General features: G+C 59.1%; 1 protein-coding gene. It reads left to right on the forward strand.

What is annotated here, in order from left to right:
* Positions 1-10: 10 nt before the first annotated feature.
* Positions 11-247, forward strand: a 237-nt coding sequence (locus Q4563_RS21715) for a hypothetical protein (protein WP_303606009.1), incomplete at its 3' end; no start/stop codon positions are given.

The following is a 247-nucleotide window of genomic DNA, read 5'->3' on the forward strand; positions in this document are numbered from 1 at the left end:
GTGTGCGTCCATGTCTCCTGAGTCCCAAACCGATTATGCCCCGGAAGAAGCCCTGACCCGGCAGTTGGCTGCCTTGCAGTCATCGGAGGATTTCAGTAGCGGTTGTGTGGATCCATCAAGCCAGCGCTCGGGTGTCCGTGACTGTTTGCGCCACCTGCGTGCGCTGGATGAGCTGGTGTTGCTGCACCCTTATCATGAACGTATCCGGATGGCGGCGGCGGTGATGCACTACCGCGTTGGTGATGTT

It is taken from the genome of Gilvimarinus sp. 1_MG-2023 (genome assembly GCF_030548285.1).